This window comes from Gemmiger formicilis (assembly GCF_016900095.1).
Classification (GTDB): domain Bacteria; phylum Bacillota; class Clostridia; order Oscillospirales; family Ruminococcaceae; genus Gemmiger; species Gemmiger formicilis_A.
Genome location: NZ_JACJJP010000021.1, coordinates 21,986 through 38,274 on the forward strand (window position 1 = coordinate 21,986; position 16,289 = coordinate 38,274).

Consider the following 16,289-nt stretch of genomic DNA (forward strand, 5'->3'; position numbering starts at 1 on the left):
ACCGCCACAAGGATATGGCGATAGATTTCCCTATTTAATCTCTCAATAATATTACAAACGTCTACTTAGAAAATTATAGTAGACAAGGATCTCCTTACAACCATCCTCTAATGCTTTTCCAACAGCCTTAACGTTCCCTCGATTATGTTGCTAGCTTTCTCCTGAACGACATTCTTGCCATTCTAAGCAGAAATTACTTTAGAAATCTTGTCTAGACAGTTTTGCTCTAAAGCGAAAGTATTACGAAACACGAAGTAGGTCGTTCCCAGTTGATATTTGCCACCGAAAAACACTTTGGCCACAATTTTGTCATGCGAAGTCCATTCTCATCATCAATGATTTTCGCACCGCTAAAGCTACCTTCGCACAACTATTGGAAGAATATGCTTCAGACGGCCTCATTACCTTTCCATAGCCTTTACTTTTATCTAAAGGCAAAATCATAGATCGAAAACCTTTATTCCATGTCAAAAAGGTTCAATTACCGCACTTACGCCTGCCAAGGGACAATATAGCTTCCCTGATCACAAGTGATGATTTCTCCCGAAATACACGCAGATGCATCGCATAACAAAAAGTTAACTACTTCAGCCACTTCTTCTGGTATAAAGTATCGATTTCCTGCCTGCATGTCTGAATACATATTGTTTTCTTTAGAAATGCCTGTCATATCAGTTGCCGTAACTCCAGGCCCCACGCCATTAATTCTAATTCCCTCTGAGATTACCTTTCGTGCAATGCACTGAATAAAACTACTAGACGCAATCTTGGTTAAACCATAGGGAATATCATCCGGCCTTTTTGCACGTTCAGAAGTAATAACAATAATATTTCCAGTTCTATCATCATGCTTTTCAAGATACCTAATAAAGGATTGTACTAAGAAATAGTTTCCTTTTAAATTGGTATTAAATTGCTTGTCCCAATCTGACTCCTTAACATTACGAAAATTTCCCTCATGCAAAGAAATTCCGGCATTGCTTACAAGTGAATCGACCTTTCCGCCAAATATACTCTCTGCTTGATCAAAAAAAGCATCAAACTTCGTTATGCAATTTACATCCAATACAAGGTAAGAAACATTGCGGCCTAGCATATCTGCTACTTGTTTCAAACTTTCTTCATTTCGTCCACAAATAATAACTTTTGCGCCTTCTGCAGCGCATTTCTTGGCAATTTCTTTTCCCAATCCTTTGCTTCCGCCTGTGACAACAATATTTCTTCCCTTCAGTAATTCATTAGGGACAATTTGTTTAACAACTACTGTTGTTTTTTGAATTGGAATACCTGAAAAAACCCATTTAAAAACTCTCTTTAAATACAATCTAAGAGACATTTTATTTACCCCTTATAATGTTTTTTATCTTTTTCAACCTTTTCTCACCAAGAACCGTTTTTGCAGCATATTTTGTCAAATCTGCAGCAGTCAAAGGACTCCTCAAAATATAATTCATCTCTTTCAATGCGTCACTTTCTTCATCGGACGATGTAAATACCTCGAAAACAATTGGTTTATCTTTTGTTTCGTGAAGGAACTTGTCTGCTGATTCCAAAAATTCCTCTTTAGAAGAAGCGCAAAGATATTCAAACCCCAAATCTTCCGCATAATGTTTAACTAGTTTTTTCGATTTATTTCCATAATGTCCAGCTGCTGCAATATAATCATCAGCCGCTTCCCCAAATTGATACGCTAAATGGCTATAATTTTTAAACTCTGTGCCAACGCCATTATTAATTAACAGTATCCGAATATTGTTGCCAATATTATGATTACCTAAAGAATTCATATCATAAAAAAATGCAAGGTCGCCCAAAACACAGAAGTTGAGTTTTTCTGGATCTGCGAGTGAAACTCCGAGTAACGTAGACAATATGCCATCAATTCCAAATCCGCCGGTATTAGAGTAACACCTAATAGATTGATCAACTTCAAAGAAGTTCCAGCTGCGAAGACTATTCAAAATTCCAAGATGAAGTATCGCTCCTTGAGGAAGTTGTTTGCTAAGCGTTTTAGCTATCCAAATATTCGAGAACGGCAACTCTGGGATTTGATTTAAGATATTATCATAGAGTAATTTACAGCTCTGATAATACTGCGTATTGCTAGAGTCATTTTCAGACATTTCACAATAAGATTTAAAAAATGTTTTCTCGTCCATTTGGAACACATTGCTTAGTTTCTTAAATCTATCCTGGATTGCACCATCTTCACTGACTCTCCATACTTCTAAGGGAAAGAGCTGCATATAGGAACCCGAAACCTCTCCCAGATCAATCAAAAGTTCCATATGACTTGTGTCTGCATGAAATGCTTTTTGATCTGAGATCAGATTATATTCCACAGAATATTTTCCATTATAGTTACTTGTATGATCACATAACACACAACCGTTGTATTTCTCACAAAACTTTTGAATCGCTTCTATTGTCTCATGTTCAAATGGAGCATGATTTCCAATAAAAATTCCCACTTTTGGCGCATGAATAGCTGGAAGATTATCCTGCGCAAAGAAACGTTTAATCACTCTGGCTTCTGGAATTTCACTCACATCAAAAGAATTATTGATCTCCGCCACAATGTTGATATGAACCGGTCCAAGATTCTCTTTTACTGCCAAAAGAGCTTCATTTATTCGGAGGTTACAGTTCCATGCATCTTCTTCTGACAGGACCGATGGCACTTGTACACTGAGTCTTACTACATCCTTTAAAACAGCAGTTCTGTCAATAGCTTGTGGTGTTAATTGTCCAATGTATCCTGCATGTCTCGTACTAGTGACTGCAATAACCGGCAATTTACGATAATATGCTTCTGTCAATCCAGGAATATAGTTGCGAGATGCCGTAGCACCTGTACAGGTTAGAACTACAGGCTTGCCTGACTCGGCAGCATACCCACATGCCATATAAGCCGCCGAACGTTCATCAGGTGCAGAATATACTTTAAAATAAGGATCAAACTGAATGCTTGCAACAAATGCAACATTTGTAGTACCCGGACTCGCAATTACTGTATTAATATCGTGCTGTTTTAATAATGAAATTAACATCTGGAAATTCTTTTCGGCTGTGTAGAAGTGTGTCATTTTTGGTATTTCCTCTCTTTTATCTTTTCTGTTACCAGTCTCATGCACTCTGGATTAACCATAATATTTACAGCTATTCCAACAATTCCAACTACCATCGACAGAAGACATCCCCATATTATAAGATCCATATAGTTATCGACTTGAATTTCAATTTTCTTTTCAATGAGCACTGTCGCCGTGAATAGTAAATAATTTAGTCCCAGAATTAGAATGGTTTTTCTACTAGACCGCTGGAGAATCACTCTATCTGCCATATAGTTGCAGTATACAACCTTTAATGGTAGTGCTACCACTGTTGCTATCAGAACACCAGTAATTGAGAATCGTCTAACAAGGATAATAGAAAAAACGATATTTATGGCCGCTTCCAAAATATTCATTACTTGAGCTTCACGAATATGTCCAGCCACACCAATTAAGTTCCCTGCAACATACCTACTCCAAGATAGAATATTTACTAAAGCAAACAAAACAGGCAAAAGGGGGTATATATAATTAACATCAAAAATACCCTTTGTATATAACTTAATAAATGGAATAATTAAAACATAGGCAACGCACATAAGCATTGTCATTCCACCAACAAATACAGAATTAAAGCAATCATGAATTTTACAATACTTTCGAATATCTTCATGATAGGTTTGTCCTAATATATATCCAACCCCAGTATACACTGCATTCAACAGCACGCTGAGACTACTGAATACCATATTATATACAGAATATACACTGGCCAGCTGTGTACTCACAAAAATCGATAGGACAACCAAGTCTGTTGAAGAAAAAATTGTCCATGTGATTTCCGTTATTATATAAGAATTCCTATCTTTCAGTTTTACATTGGGAGATGCTGCATTATAATCTATCCACGAATAATTCTTTTCAAAATATATTCGATAAAAAATCACCTTGGCAACTGTAATTAAAAAACAGGCAAACTGAAGAAAAGCAATGTTTAACCCAGCAGCTGCCATAAAAATTTTTGCTAAATATACTGAGATCTTATTGGCAACATTGACTCCATTATTAATGTAACCTCTACCATCTGCATTGAGAATAATGGTTTGTGTTTCAATATAATAAAACGAAATAACACCAGACAATCCTTCTAATAGTACTACAAGAAAAATTGTAAAAAAGCCAACATTGGATTTCAAAACAAATGGGAGCCCCAGCGAGAGTACAACTACAATAGCGCCATAATATAGTGTTATTTTTCGAAAGTATCTTCTGGATACGGAACAGACACAATTGATTCCCTCTGTATCGCCTTCTGAAAGTGGTTTAAACAAAGCGTTTCGCGCTGCTTGCCCAATTCCTGCTTCAAGAAGAGCCATATATGTAAAGACCTGTGTTACGGTGCTCATTAGGCCATTTACATCAGATCCATAGCTTGAGATTACAATTCTTGGAACTATAATCCCCAAAGCAAGGACCAAAAATTGCCCACCAAAGCCAAATATTACATTTTTTAACAGTTTTGATTCTTTCACTTATATCCTCTCACATAGAATATTTTATAAATTTAACTCAGTTTATCTATCGGTCAACATTTTTAGAGATGCCTTATGTTTTTCTCAATAAGGATAAGAGCAACAAAACTATATCCAAACCAAATATTAAGCCATGCTTTTTAAATAATCTAATGCGTGATCTCTTAAATCTGCCCAAGCTTTTTCAACTGTATTCCAGTCGACTTTTTCGGACTGTAGCTCCAGCTCATCTTCGCCTTTAATGTTTTGGAACGAAAGACTTTCTAATAATTCTATTACTCGGTTATTAAAACTCCCGTCTAAATGTTTAAGTTCAAGGAAACAGTCTTTTTTAAAGATCAAACTAAAAATTGTCCCATGAAAAGAATTAGTAAACACCATTTTAGCATTATCTACAAGTTGTATAAAATCAGATGGAGCCACATCATTCTTGATTATAAATCCACGTTTCTTTTCTGCTTGTCCACGTAAAGCAGAGACCTCCATATTGCAGGCAACACAAATAACATCACAATTGTGTTTTTTGGCGAACTCATATGCTTTATCTTGTAGCCTTTTTGTTTTTTTGACATAATAAACTAAAACATAGGGATTACTAATTGGCATATTCTGATCTTCAATTTTTTTCCATTCTTCTCTGCTTAATAACAATGTTGGATCACAATTAACATTTGCATTGACGTTTAAAAGATCTTTGAGTATAACCTGCCCACTTTTTTCACGTACAGAATATTTTCTATAGCCTTGTAATCTTTTAATGTACTCATCTCTTAAATCAGTGGGAACTTGCTGCATTCCAAAACTTGCCGCGTAAGAGAATCTTGGCTTACTTTTAAAACATTCCAACGCCAAAAAATATACCGGATCAAATTCAGCACAACGGTTGTGCCATACCTGATCACTACCAGTAACAAATATATCAAAGGGTATTTTCCCATTTAGCAATTGTTCATGTGTCTCGAAGGTTTTTTCAGTAATTAAAATATAATTCTGTATAAATTTCTCAAAATTCTTATTTCTTCTTTTCAATATACGCGATACTCGAATATGTCGTAACCACGTTTTGACCGGCGGATGTCTAAAAGAGAATTTCTTCGTAATATAATAATTATTTTTAAAATAATCTGGCCAGTAGTCAATAACTTTACATTCATAGCCAAGTTTATTTAATGTATAATTTAATGCATAGCATTGAAGAACTGCCCCATAATTATATGCACGATGAAATGTTAATAAACCCACTCTCATTCTTACTTTCATCCCTTTCACATCCACATAATACACATCATAGTTTTTCCTTCGTTCAACCTTATTGAAGTAATAGTACCCGTGATATAATTTTAGCCTTGTTTCACATTTTTTCTATATCGGTTTTTATTATATGCAAAAGACATTTTAGATATAATATGAATTGGAAGCATCCGACTAGCATACATTTCTAAGCGCAAAAATTTACTCATTTGTTTTGGTTTAATTTTTTCCATTGTAAAATCCTGCTTATTCTCTTGATACCAAAGAATTGCCTCGTGAAATGACAACCGGTCTTCTCGCTGTAACCATTCATTCGCAACCAATGCATTAAAGGTCCCCCACAGAAATGATATGATTGCAGTATTAATACACTCATCCTGAGGGTACAACATTGCCTCCCCTTTAATCATCTTAAGTTGTCGGCGAGATTGCTCCAATAAATCATTTTTATATCTATGCACTGCAGATTGAGGTTGCAAACGATAATTATATCCGCATTCATTCAATATACAAATGCTATCTATATAATGAATATATTGTAAAAGAAACTTTGCATCTTCTCCCAAATACAATGATTCGTCAAATCGTATATTGTTCTCTAAAATTATATTTTTATTGAAGAGTTTTCCCCAAACAGCCCGGAAAAAATATCCCAAAAAAATTCGCCCATAACACTCATAGATTGTCGCAGCAACAATTTCCTCCCTACGAATTTTCTCTCCATATAAATCAGGGCTGCTTGTTTTCTTCCCATTAGCAATATATGCAGCATTCCAAATAACCATTGATTTAAGATTGCTAGTCGCCAATTTTTCCGCTTTTGATAGAATTCCTTCTTCCAAATAATCATCGGAATCCAAAAAAGTAATCCAATCTCCGGCAGCATGCTCTATTCCAAAATTTCTAGTTTGGGAAACGCCTCCGTTTTGTTTCTTGAAATAACGTATCCTTGCGTCATTCTGAGAAAAGGAATAACATATTTCCGCACTTTTATCTGTAGAACCATCATCAATAAGAAGCAATTCAAACTCCACATCGGTTTGCTTCAAAACGCTATTTATACATTGCTTTAGCCATTTTTCAGCATTATAAATAGGAACGATTATACTAATCATTCGGAACCTCCGTTCCTTTGATTATTTTACTGCCCATAGATTTAAAAACAAACGCACTTAAAAATATCGGCATGCACAAAAATCCATTTAAGCCATGCACTTCTGTAACTCCATACAGGGCCCAAACAATAAGAAATATATTGACTTTTCCCGAATTCAGCTTTGCCAGCTTGTAAAAAATAAAAGCAAGCAAAATCAACCATATTACACCCTGGTTAACCATAAGATAAGTGTATATACAGTCAAATGTAAAGTTATTGAGCCCCCAAGTCTCATCCCATACAATCTGAAAGTCTAATAAATATTGCCCTAAAATAGATATTCCAAAATGATCCAGCGCGAATGCGCCCAATTTAATTCGTGCGTTTAATAAACTATCAATTACATAGGCTATCATTGATCCTCTTTGATATAAAAGTACTGTTCCCCATATAAACGCGAATAAAATCGGTATGCAAATTTTGGCAATAAAACTCGAGATCTTATCAAACCACGAAAAACGAAATAAATAGCATAAAAAGAGCAAAACTATGATATCAATCAACATAGTTCTTGTTTTTGTCATGAGAACTATGACTAGTCCAAAACATCCTGTTAAAAGTAATTGAGAGGTATTTATTTTTTTAAAATTCAACCAAAGCCACATCAAAATCAAATTAAATATATATACCGAGAACGTATTCGGGTTACCAAAGCCAAATGTTGCTCGAAGCTGCCCTCTATCAAATATAAACAAATCAATTTCGCCCACTAAAGCAAGGATGAGTGCCGCTATGGTATGCAGAACCATTAATAATAGTTCATATTGATAGATTGTTTTAATCATTCGATCAAAATTTCTGGTTCTCGCTGCAAAACAGGCAATAACAGTAATCAAAAATCCGTAGTTTCCTGTTTTTATTACACTAAATAAAACCACAATGCTTATTATTGCATAAACAAGCAATATTTTGTTACTATATCGCTCTCTTAAGATACACAAGGCAAATAACCCCGCCGATAAAATTGAAAGAAGCAAATCTACAGACTCACTATATGGGACAATCGAGGAAAGCGAAAATGTAACTTTGCATATCATTAGTATTATTGCAAAATCAAAAACTGTTGTAGGCTTTCGAAGTTGCAGACTATCTATTCTCATACCTTGCATTACCTACTTTTGTTATTAGTATCACCCCAAAAAAATTGGTTAATGATTTCCATGGGCATATGATTATGTGGTCTTCCTACCATAGATTTATATCTCTTTTTCGCCAAATTATCTACTGTCCCAATCACCTTTGCCGGTACCCCCCCAACGATACTTCCCGGCGGGACATCTTTTGTAACTACACTACCTGCTGCAACGATTGCATCTGGTCCGATCTCAACATCATAAAGAATCGTAGAATCGGATCCAATTACCACATTATCATGGACCACAATCTTGCCCATGTAGAAAAGATTTTCTTCGCGAACTTGATACTTTCCGCTTCTTTTTAACATTGTTTGAATGACATCATGTGTAATAAAATTGACATTAGCACTAACATTTACATTATTTCCAATGGAAAGAAGATATGGCTCACTAGGAATTTTAAACGGCTGATAAAGCACATCGTTCCCGATAGCATGTAAAATATTATGTTTTTTTAAATATTTTGCACGTTTTTCGCCATCTCCCAACAATAACAGTCTTAAAATCAAAAGAAATCTTTTCATCTTAACTACTCCTCTGGCCGTAAAATTGCATCTAACCGCTCCGAAAACGTTTGAATTGAAAAGTCTAGGGCCCGTTTTCTTGCGTTTTCTTTTATCATATTTTTTTCTTCATCGCTTTTGTTAAATATTGTTATTAAGCTGTCCGCAATTTGTTGAGTATCATTGGGTACAAGGAATCCATTTTCCTCTGTTGTTATAATTTCAGGTATCGCTCCATGCATTCCACAAATACAAACCATCCCTGCGGCCATAGCTTCAACGATTGTTATACCGAATCCTTCTTCCCATTCAGGGATATGGATAAAATATTCTGCAGAATGTAGAAGTTCAATAACGTCTCTACGTTCGCCCAAAAAATGAACGTTCGATAGATTTTTTTCCTTTACTAACGATTCCAACTGATTTCGATACGGGCCATCTCCTACTATTTTAAACTCATATTCTATATTTTTCGGAAGCAATGCCAGTGCTTTTAATGTGTTCTGCACGCCTTTAGGTTCTATAAGCCTTCCGACATAAATTAGCTCCGCACACTTTTCTGTTTGCTGATGTGCAATAGTTGGCACAAACTGAGCCACATCTACACCATTATAAACAACTTCAATTTTATTTTTTGGTGTCCCAAAGTAAGCCTCGCAGCTGTCTTTAACACAATTCGAAATTGCAATTACTTTTGTTGCGGATTTCAATGAGCATGATATAATTTTTTTTCTGATCCAAAGGAATCGTTTTTCAGCCGGGCACATATCATGGGCATGCGAGTGCGCATATCCTACAGTTTTTAAATATGGATATTTGATCTTCAACATCATTAAATATAGATGTGCAATCGGTGCCGAGTGATGCACAACCACAGTCTTTACTTGATAATCTTTGCATATAGAACACAAACGCAAAAATGGTCTTATGAAATCTCGTTTTGATGCATTTAACGAGATGGCAACAGCCCCTTCGTTTTCCATTTCTTGACGGATTACACCATCATTCCATAAAAAAACAAAGACATTTTTATTTTTTGAGTACTTTGCATACCCTTCGCACAAAACTTCTATACCGCCAACAGTTCCGCCAGATAAAATGTGTAAAACGCTCCCCATTGATTTGTCCTCTCTTATTAGTTTTTCTAATGATTTGACCCGTATGAAACGCCTTCTAAAGCGAAACATTCTAATTACTGTGGCCACCCTACCTGATAAGCTTTACGAATCTTATCTCTGAATTGCTTACTCATTCTTCAATCCATTAAACGGTTTCTAATCATGTTCTGTATTAACTAGATAAACTATATAACCCGAATTACAATTTGCCCATTTTTTCTTGTTAATCAATTCATTATTGAGCCCAAAATCATCTAATCATTTACTTACTTTTTTAACACAATCAGTCTGAAATGCTTTATACACAATAAAAAGTCATGATTTCTCTTGCATGTCATGTGATAATAGCAATATTATTCAAGTTTTTTCTCCATAAAAACTCATATAATAATTTTCTAACAACAAACAGGCATTTTTTATATTATACTCGCTATTTAGCGCAAGTTCTGGGTCTGCCTTTCGATGAAATCCCTTGTACTCCATGATATTCCTAGCCCATTCTTTTTCTGATTCCTTGAGAGAAATGAATTTTACATTCTCTGCAAATTTTACTTGCTTAGGAACTTTATCAGAGAAAACACATGGCAATCCAGCGAACTGAGCCTCTATACCAACAACCGGTATTCCCTCAAAAAAAGACGGCATAACAAAAACATCCATTGCCTGGTACAATTCATTCACATCACTTCGGTTGCCCAACATCACAACCCTTTTAGTTAATCCTAATTTTTCTATCAATTTTCTAATTTCTTCTTCTTTTTCTCCGACACCAATAAGTACAAGCAACGCACTGTCATCCTGCATACTAATTTCCTTAAATATTTTGACTAGATAATCGTGATTTTTTTGATACGATAATCTTCCAACATGCCCGATAATATAGTGTCCATCCCATCCTAAATTCCTCCGCTTTTTTTCTCTCACATTGGGATCATATAGGAATCTGTCCACTTCGATAGCATTTGGTATATATTGAAATTTTTTACTTCCAAAAAGAAACTCTCCCGCTTCTTTTCCGCAAGCGCAAAAATAATTAGCCACTTTTGGTATTTGAAATCGAAAATACTGTTTAAGAAAGTACTTCATATCTCTATCGATGGAGGTATTATGGCTATGGGCAATACGTACGGGAACACCAGCCTTTTTTGCTGCAAGTAACGGCAAAAAACTCATGGAATCAATGTGAGAATGTACAATTTTGTATTCTGGATGTTCTTTAAAAAAATCCCTCATATATCTAAAATATTTAGGAAAATTCTGAGGATACAGCCTCGGTGCATAGTAAATTCTTCCACCCAGTGCTTCGATTTCATCATCGTAATCACTTCGATATGGACGATGTGTAAGGAAGTCGAATTGGATTTTATTTCTATCAATATGTCGATAATAATTCATAAGCATCGTTTCCAGCCCTGCGCGATGCATATCATTAACACATTGTAATACCCTAATCAAGAGTTCCTCCCCCATTTTCAATGCTCTAGACACTACTTATTTTTCGTGCATACGCTTTTTATCATTTGTATTTTCTTATGCGAGACCAATTTTTCTTCTATTGCTTTCGCCAATCGCCAGCTATGTAAATTTTAGTACATGAAAGACTTTTTAGGATTTTTCGTAAAGAGATAATATTCTTTGAGTAATATCGTCCCATTCATATTTATGGCAAATAAAATCTGCCGCTGCATCTTTATATTTTTGGACCATTGCTGGGTCGTCGCAAAGCCTTTGTAATTTTTCTTTCAGGTCTTCCACGTTACTCTTTTGGAAGGTGACAGCCTTATCCTCCACCACCTCTGCGCATTCCGCTATGTCAGATACCACGCAGCAATTTCCGTAACTCATAGCCTCTAGCAAACTGAGGGGCATTCCTTCCAAATCAGAAGGCAGCAAATAAAGATAGGCGTTGCTGTATAGTTCTTCCAACATCTGCCCGGCCACAAATCCCGTGAAGATAATCCTGTCATTCCCGGCAGCAAGGGCTTGAATCTCCCGCATAAAATCGTCAGTATCCGAGGAGCCTCCAGCAATTACTAACTTTTTATCAGTATGTAATTCCTTATAGGCTTGAATCAAATAACGAAGACCTTTTTCTGGAACAATGCGGCCCAAAAATAGAAGATATCCATCCTTATCAATCCCGAATTTATTTTTGATCAAATTTGCCTTGCGCAACACTGGCCGATTCACGCCATTCGGGATAAAAAGAGTCTCTCTGCCATACGTTTTCCGGAAGTATTCCTGCACGCCTTTGCTCAGCACAATAATCTCATCCGCATACTTGACAGCCATCTTTTCACCTAGATGGATATACTTGGAGCCAAATCCATTCTGCCATTTTTCTCGCTGCCAGTCCAAACCATGAATGGTTACCACACACCGCTTTCCAAAAAGCTTAGGAAGCCAAATCATCGCACAAGGACCCTCAGCATGGAAGTGTACCACATCGTACTTTCCAAAAGCGGCTTGCAATGCCGCAAAGAAACTAGAGGTCATAGCTGCAAGACCCTTTTTGTCCAAAGTGGGAACGGTTATAAGGCGCACCCCTTTATACTGACTTATCTTCCTAGTATCGAACTCCTTACCACTTACATGGTGTCCTCCACGATTAAAGCAAGTAACGGAATAGCCCAAAGCCGCCATTCTGGTGGACAACTCCTCCACCACAATCTCAATGCCGCCCTCGCGGGATGGAATCCGCTTGTGGCCAAGCATTGCTATCTGTAATTTTTCTTTATCCTTTTTCAAAAAGAAAATCTTCTCCTTCCCACATCAAGGTTGCGTAAAAACACTCCGTTGTTTTTACCAAGCTTCCTTCCCTTTATATTCCTTAATGGAAAAGAAATTATTACATATCTATGTCCAAGATAATGTGAACAATCAATTCCCCAAAATCCTACAAAAAATCACTATAATTATATTATTTACGGCGGACCTATGCAAGGTACGGATTTTCAAAAAATCGACGCTATTTCCCACTTCTTTTCAGTTGTTTTGCGACCTTCTCTCGCAAAAAATAGAAGATCGGGTTGATGAAAAAATACACCGTACAACACCGCTAAAAGCTTTACTTAAAGGGATTCCAAACAGGGTAGCAAGCTGTCTTTTGGGGAGGGTACGCCCAGTTCCACCCCATCACCGCCTTTCCACCGCTCCCTCTGCCTGGCATGGCTTTCCCATCTATTTTTCTCAAATGGATAGCCACCAGGCAGGCCGAAGGGGCTTCCCAAGTGGAAGTCCCTTCGGCTCTGGGTTTCCAATAGGGGCGAGCAGCAGCCCTGTTGGCACACGACTTTGCTTGCAAAGTCTAGTGTGTTATACCTTTGCCGGACAGCTGCTGCCTTCCAAGTCATTCATGCCATCCATGACACGCAACCATAATTGTATGTACCAACAAAAGGTGCCGGGAGGTGCGTCGCGTTATGCGACGCACCTCCCGGCATTTCTGCTGTCTGGCAAAGGTATATAAAATCCTCGTTTCCGCCGCAGCGATACCTCGGGAATGCCCTGCGGTTCCGTTCCGTCATTTCTTCAGATAGTACCGCCGCACCGTCTGCAACGCCGTCTTGTCCGTGGCTTTTCCGCGGGAGACCGACAGGTGAAAATGCCGTGCCGTTTCCGCCACGGAGTGCTCCTTATCGTCGGTAAAACCAAACCGGAAAAACAGCCAAGTGCGCAGCCGGGCACCGGATTTTTGCAGGGCGGTGCGCACCTCCCGGATGGTTTCTTTCCGCAGATAAATCCGTTCCGGGTCCTGCTGGTAGGGGTCTGCAACAAAGTAGGAAAGCGGTCGCTGATCTTCTTGCCGCAGACTGTCCAGCCACACCAAGTCATTGGCATGGCGGCCCTCAAAACGGCTTTGAGCCGCAGCGACAACATCCAGCATGGCGTTGCGGATGGCGGGAGCTGCATAAGACAGGAATTTATTGCCGTAAGACGCCTCAAACCGGTCCACACATCCGTCCAGTGCAAGGCAGCCCTCCTGACAAAGGTCCTCTTCCTCGATTCCCAACGCCCTGCTCCAGTCGGGATTTTTGCCCCAGATGGAATGGGCCAGCTTGCGCACAAAAGGCAGGTTGTTTTCCACCAGCTGCTCCCGTGCCCACCGCTGTCCGTCCCGGGCCAGAGCACACAGTTCTTCATTCGTCATGGTCAGTTGTTTCTGCATGTTCTGTATCCACCGCAAGATTTTCAAATAAGGCGATAAAGGCGGCCCGCAGCTGTTCCAGCACGGCCCGGTCCTTGAGCGGAAGATCTTTCAGCACATCCACCAGGGCATCCGCCACTTCTTCCGGCTGCAGGGGCGTCTGCACAGCGTCCTGCCCCTTGCGCAGCTTGGCATACAGCTCCTCTGCCGTCTGTTTGGTCAGCAGCGCAGCCCGATCAATTTTGAGGGAAGCAGTCTCGGCCACCATGTTCCGCTTGATTTCCTTGATGCTGAGCAAAAACTGCTCCTGGAGGGCATTGAGGTTTGGCTGACTCACAGGAATTTTCAAAATTTCGGCCCGGCGTGCCGCCTGGTAAGCGGCTGCCTTTCGCTGTTTGCTCCACTTTTGTACTTTCGCCATTTCTTTGACGGCGGAGGACAGCACCTGGTTGCGGGCTGCATAGCCTGCGGCGATGGCACCGGAAAAGTATTCCGCTGCCAGTTCTGTCACAAGGCCGAACCGGGAATTTTCCAGCAGCAGATTGACCACCCGGGAATCCACCCGACCCGTGTACAGATTCCGTGCTGCCTGCACCGAGAGTCCCAGTTCCCCGATGTCGTAGTTGATGCGGCCCCGGTCATCGCTTTCCCCCAGCAGAAAATCGGTGGACACCTGAAAGATTCGGGCAATGGAGATCACATTGTCCGCACTGAGCTTATCGATTTTGCCGCACAGGAACCGGCTGAGAGTCCCTACCGTCATCCCGGTCCGGGCTGCCAGCTCCTGTTGGGTCATGGATTTCTCTTTCATCAGGTCGATGATTCGTTCCCGCGCATCACCGGGCAGATAGGTCTGTTCCATATGTACCGCCTCCTTGCGTTCATTATAAAAAAGAGTCCTCTATATATCGTGACAAAAAATGTCGATTTTTGGCCACTTCCCTTTGCATTTTTGCAATTTTTTGTTTTGCTGAACCTTGTTTTTTGCATTTATGCCGGATTTGGGCGGTCCGCACCGATTTTTCCGTATCTTTGTATAGACAACGGAAAAAGGAGGTGTCCTCCATGTGCAAGGACACGGAGCCCCGGGCTCTGCCGGAAGACTCCGACTCGCCCAAATGGTTTGACGGCAAAAAGGTGATCGAAATCGCCTTCTGTGAGGAATTTCTGACCCGGCACCCCATGTGCTGCATTCACGGCCGCTTCTTCACGGCGGACGGGCCCATTCCGGACGATGTGGTGCGCAGGCTGATCTATGAGGAATTGAAAGCACATGCAGTGAGCGGGGTGGGCAAGGCGGTGGCCACTTTGCTGGATGTGCTGCGGATGGAGTGTTATTCGCCCGGGCTGCCGCTGCAGACCGACCGCATCCATGTGGCCAACGGCACGCTGTTTTTGGACGGGCGGTTGGAGCCTGCCAAGGAATTCTGCCTGAACCGGCTGCCGGTAGAATATCACCCCGATGCCCCGGAACCCAAGGCCTGGCTGCGGTTTGTAGAGGAGCTGCTCTACGACGAGGATATTCCCACCCTGCAGGAGTACATGGGCTACTGCCTGCTCCCCACTACCAAAGCCCAGCGGATGCTGTTTCTGATCGGACGTGGAGGCGAGGGCAAAAGCCGCATCGGCCCCGTGATGCGGGCGCTGTTCGGCACGGCCATGAACACCGGCAGTCTGAGCAAGGTGGAGACAAGCCCCTTTGCCCGGGCTGACCTGGAAAACAAGCTGGTCATGGTGGACGATGACATCAAACTGGAAGCACTGCCCCAGACCCACATCATCAAGGCCATCGTCACCGCTGAACTGCCCATGGACCTGGAGCGCAAAGGAAAGCAAAGCTACCAGGGCAATATGTTCGTGCGGTTCATGGCTTTCGGCAACGGGGTGATGAAGGCCGCCAACGACCGCAGCGAGGGTTTCTTCCGGCGGCAGCTGATCCTCTCGGTGCGGGAACGCCCCGACGACCGGGTGGACGACCCGTATCTGGCCGAAGCCCTCTGCACCGAGGCGGAAGGCATCTTCCTCTGGTGTGTGGAAGGACTGCGGCGGCTGCTGGCCAACCGCTACCGCTTCACCGTCAGCGCCCGCACCCAGGCCAACCGGGAGTCCGCCGTCCGGGACAGCAACAACGTGGTGGAGTTCATGGCTTCCACCGGCTATATCCGGCGCCGGGCGGATGCCGAGATCACCTCCCGGGTGCTCTATGCCATCTACCGGCTGTGGTGTACCGACAATGCCTACCAGCCGTTATCGGCCAAAAGTTTCAGCAATTACCTGTCCCAGCATGAGCGGGTATACAGCCTGAGCCACACCAACACCGTGCGCAACGCCGCCGGAAAACGGGTGTGGGGATTCACAGGCGTTGAAGGGCTGGTGACGCCGCCGGATTGAGT

General features: G+C 40.7%; 12 protein-coding genes and 1 pseudogene. 1 reads left to right on the plus strand and 12 read right to left on the minus strand.

Annotated features, from left to right (window positions below; genetic code table 11):
• Positions 1-490: 490 nt before the first annotated feature.
• The 12 genes and pseudogenes from H6B15_RS10450 to H6B15_RS10505 form a co-directional block, all read right to left on the minus strand.
• On the minus strand, positions 491-1,336 hold the full coding sequence (locus tag H6B15_RS10450; protein ID WP_204647929.1) for an SDR family NAD(P)-dependent oxidoreductase: 846 nt from the start codon (positions 1,334-1,336) through the stop codon (positions 491-493).
• A gap of 1 nt (position 1,337) precedes the next feature.
• Positions 1,338-3,086, minus strand: coding sequence for a thiamine pyrophosphate-binding protein (locus H6B15_RS10455; RefSeq protein WP_204647930.1), 1,749 nt, complete (start codon positions 3,084-3,086; stop codon positions 1,338-1,340).
• Positions 3,083-4,585 carry a polysaccharide biosynthesis C-terminal domain-containing protein gene (locus H6B15_RS10460; RefSeq protein WP_204647931.1) on the minus strand — a complete coding sequence of 501 codons (1,503 nt, stop codon included), beginning with the start codon at positions 4,583-4,585 and terminating at the stop codon, positions 3,083-3,085. The genes H6B15_RS10455 and H6B15_RS10460 overlap by 4 nt, the downstream gene beginning before the upstream one ends.
• A gap of 126 nt (positions 4,586-4,711) precedes the next feature.
• A complete protein-coding gene (locus H6B15_RS10465; protein WP_204647932.1) occupies positions 4,712-5,869 on the minus strand; it encodes a polysaccharide pyruvyl transferase family protein in 1,158 nt (385 codons plus the stop codon).
• A gap of 56 nt (positions 5,870-5,925) precedes the next feature.
• Complete coding sequence (locus H6B15_RS10470; protein ID WP_204647933.1) at positions 5,926-6,951, minus strand: glycosyltransferase family 2 protein; 1,026 nt, start codon at positions 6,949-6,951, stop codon at positions 5,926-5,928.
• Positions 6,944-8,101: a hypothetical protein gene (locus H6B15_RS10475; RefSeq protein ID WP_204647934.1), complete on the minus strand. Its 1,158-nt coding sequence runs from the start codon at positions 8,099-8,101 to the stop codon at positions 6,944-6,946. The genes H6B15_RS10470 and H6B15_RS10475 overlap by 8 nt, the downstream gene beginning before the upstream one ends.
• A pseudogene (locus H6B15_RS15865) lies at positions 8,101-8,364 on the minus strand (acyltransferase); the annotation flags it as partial. The pseudogene H6B15_RS15865 and the gene H6B15_RS10475, both read right to left, overlap by 1 nt.
• 293 nt (positions 8,365-8,657) lie before the next feature.
• Positions 8,658-9,836 (minus strand): glycosyltransferase, encoded by a 1,179-nt coding sequence (locus H6B15_RS10485; RefSeq protein WP_204647936.1) that lies wholly within the window; start codon positions 9,834-9,836, stop codon positions 8,658-8,660.
• Positions 9,837-10,106: 270 nt separating this feature from the next.
• The gene (locus H6B15_RS10490; protein ID WP_345941974.1) at positions 10,107-11,237 is read right to left on the minus strand and encodes a glycosyltransferase family 1 protein; all 1,131 of its coding nucleotides are present in this window, start codon (positions 11,235-11,237) and stop codon (positions 10,107-10,109) included.
• A 117-nt stretch (positions 11,238-11,354) separates the two neighbouring features.
• On the minus strand, positions 11,355-12,464 hold the full coding sequence (locus H6B15_RS10495) for a glycosyltransferase family 4 protein (protein ID WP_204647959.1): 1,110 nt from the start codon (positions 12,462-12,464) through the stop codon (positions 11,355-11,357).
• An 808-nt stretch (positions 12,465-13,272) separates the two neighbouring features.
• The gene (locus H6B15_RS10500) at positions 13,273-13,917 is read right to left on the minus strand and encodes a sigma-70 family RNA polymerase sigma factor (RefSeq protein ID WP_204647937.1); all 645 of its coding nucleotides are present in this window, start codon (positions 13,915-13,917) and stop codon (positions 13,273-13,275) included.
• A complete protein-coding gene (locus H6B15_RS10505; RefSeq protein WP_204647938.1) occupies positions 13,889-14,758 on the minus strand; it encodes a helix-turn-helix domain-containing protein in 870 nt (289 codons plus the stop codon). Before H6B15_RS10505 ends, H6B15_RS10500 begins: the two co-directional genes overlap by 29 nt.
• A gap of 203 nt (positions 14,759-14,961) precedes the next feature.
• Here H6B15_RS10505 and H6B15_RS10510 point away from each other — a divergent pair, with 203 nt between their 5' ends.
• Positions 14,962-16,287 (plus strand): DNA primase family protein, encoded by a 1,326-nt coding sequence (locus tag H6B15_RS10510; protein WP_204647939.1) that lies wholly within the window; start codon positions 14,962-14,964, stop codon positions 16,285-16,287.
• Positions 16,288-16,289 lie beyond the last annotated feature (2 nt).